Origin of the sequence: Halomonas sp. NO4 (assembly GCF_010994375.1) — a bacterium.
GTDB lineage: Bacteria > Pseudomonadota > Gammaproteobacteria > Pseudomonadales > Halomonadaceae > Halomonas.
Genome location: NZ_WHMA01000076.1, coordinates 1 through 2,312, shown reverse-complemented (window position 1 = coordinate 2,312; position 2,312 = coordinate 1). Strand labels below are relative to the sequence as shown.

General features: G+C 65.7%; 3 protein-coding genes. All 3 read left to right on the top strand.

Annotation, left to right across the window (positions count from 1 at the left end; translation table 11 throughout):
- Positions 1-350: 350 nt before the first annotated feature.
- Genes FEF15_RS19085 through FEF15_RS19075 form a run of 3 tightly spaced genes read left to right on the top strand, consistent with a single transcriptional unit; the run spans position 351 to position 2,230 of the window.
- Positions 351-1,094 carry a hypothetical protein gene (locus FEF15_RS19085; protein WP_163561047.1) on the top strand — a complete coding sequence of 248 codons (744 nt, stop codon included), beginning with the start codon at positions 351-353 and terminating at the stop codon, positions 1,092-1,094.
- 51 nt (positions 1,095-1,145) lie between these two features.
- Positions 1,146-1,487 (top strand): hypothetical protein, encoded by a 342-nt coding sequence (locus FEF15_RS19080; RefSeq protein ID WP_240454251.1) that lies wholly within the window; start codon positions 1,146-1,148, stop codon positions 1,485-1,487.
- Positions 1,488-1,534: 47 nt separating this feature from the next.
- The gene (locus FEF15_RS19075) at positions 1,535-2,230 is read left to right on the top strand and encodes an aspartate/glutamate racemase family protein (protein ID WP_163561045.1); all 696 of its coding nucleotides are present in this window, start codon (positions 1,535-1,537) and stop codon (positions 2,228-2,230) included.
- Positions 2,231-2,312 lie beyond the last annotated feature (82 nt).

Below are 2,312 nucleotides of genomic sequence, written 5' to 3'. Positions count from 1 at the left end.
CATAACATCAGTATAGGAGAGACTGACGGGATGGTGGCTGATCAACATGAGTAATCAGGTTTTCTGATGCGCCTGATCGCCCGCCGTCTGATGGCAGGCATGCAGCGTTCACCGGAGGCCTACCTGCAGGAGCATACAGTAGACTTGCGCCGAGCCCGGTAGTGTCGGCGGTGACAGGTCAGACGCCCCCTGGCCCAGGCAATCCTGATGGCCGTCGTCTGCCCGGTTCGATTCACTACAGCGTTCACCATCGCCGTTTTGGCACCGTTCCCAATGGCGGTACGATGGTCGCAATTGCCGCCGAGCCTTTGCTGCCTTAAACAACATGTACTTCATGCGTGGAGCCTGCCATGCCGACCCAGCAGCGTCTGGGCATCCTGCTGCCCGATGACGGCCCGACCGACTACGAGTGGTACGACCTCAACCGCAGTGCGGCCTGTCAGGCCGGGGAACTGCCCGCCATCGAGGTGGGCCGGGTACCCAGCGATGGCCACCATGAGCACGGCGCCCTGACCGCGTTGGGAGCGCCGGACCGCCTGGCGCCGACCGGCGAGAACCTGGTCAACGAGACCGGCGCTGGGGCCGTGGTCTGGGCGTGCACCAGCGCGAGCTTTATCGGCGGGCTCGAGTGGGCCGAGGCGCAGTCGCGCGAGCTCGAGCGCCGCCTCGGTGTGCCGGTGACCAGCACCGCCCTGGCGTTTCGCGATGCACTGGCGGTGCTGGGCGCGCACTCCGTCGACCTGCTCGGTGCCTATCCCCAGGCGGTGACGCAGGCATTGGCGTACTTCCTCGGCGAGAGCCGGGTGACGGTCGAGCATGTCAAGGCGCTGGACTGCCCCTATGCTGCGGACTCCCACCGCATGGACATCCTGGCCGAGGTGCGCGCCTTTTGTGCCGCCCATCCCGACACGGAGCGTCCCCTGCTGGTGCCCGACACGGCGATCAACTCCCTGGCGCTGGTCGAGGCGATGAACCGCGAGGCCGGCCGGGTTGTCCTTACAGCCAACCAGGTGACGCTGTGGGCGGGGCTCGAGTTGCTCAAGTGGCCGGGGCATCCGACAAGCTACCTGAACGTTCTGGCCAACGACGTCTGAGCGTCCTGGTCTGGTACACTGCCCCCATCGTGGGCAATACATGGAGTGGAGATGGCATCGGAACTGAGCGAGTTCGAAGCAAACATGCGGCGCGAGATCGACGCCTTCTTGAAGCCTGGCAAGCGTCAAGCACGCAAGCCGAGCCATGCCGATACGGCGCCTACCCGGCCCGCCAGGCAGGCACCTGGCCACGCCGCCGAGCCGGCGGAGACACGCAAGACCGGTCACCGGGTCAAGCTGGCGGTACGCAAGCGGCAGCTTGATCTGGACACCGTCTTCGAGCATCGTTCTTCCAGTATCTCCAAGCTCGAGGCGCAGCTCGAGGCCGAGAAGGCCGCCAAGAAGGCGGGCTATCCCATCATCGGTTACCTGATCGATATCCAGCGCCTCTGAGCATGCCGTCGCCACCTCTCACCACCGGATCGGTAGAAGGAGACGTCATGAAGACGATCGGGCTGCTCGGCGGCATGAGCTGGGAATCCACGCAGAGCTACTATCGGGCGCTCAACGAGGGCGTGAAGCAGGCGCTGGGCGGGCTGCACTCGGCGAAGGTGGCGATGGTCAGCGTCGATTTCGCCGAGATCGAGGCGCTGCAGCATGAGGGGCGCTGGGCCGAGACAGCGGCGATACTGAGCCGTGCCGCGCAGCAGGTCGAGCGCGCCGGCGCGGATTTCCTGGTGATCGCCACCAATACGATGCACAAGGTGGCGCCGCAGATCGAGGCGGCCATCGCTATCCCGCTGCTGCACATCGCCGATGCCACTGCCGAGCGGCTGGTGGCGGATGGCATTGGCCGCGTGGGCCTGCTGGGCACACGCTTCACCATGGAGCAGCCGTTCTACAAGGAGCTGTTGACCGAGCGCTTCGGCATCGAGGTGCTGGTGCCGGACGAGGCTCAGCGCGAGACGGTTCATCGCGTCATCTACGAGGAGCTCTGCCTGGGACGCACCGAGCCTGCCTCGAAGGCGGCGTATCTCGCCATCATCGCTGCGCTTGGCGAGCGCGGTGCCGAGGCGGTGATACTCGGATGCACCGAGATTGCCCTGCTGGTACAGCAGGCCGACACCGCCGTCCCGCTCTATGACACCACTGCCCTTCATGCGGCAAGGGCCGTGGAGCGCGCCCTGGAAGCGTGAAGGGCCGAATTCCACGACGCTTTCAGCAGAAATCCGCGAGAACCCTCGCCCACTCGGGCGGGGAGGAAAGCGGGCAGTGCGA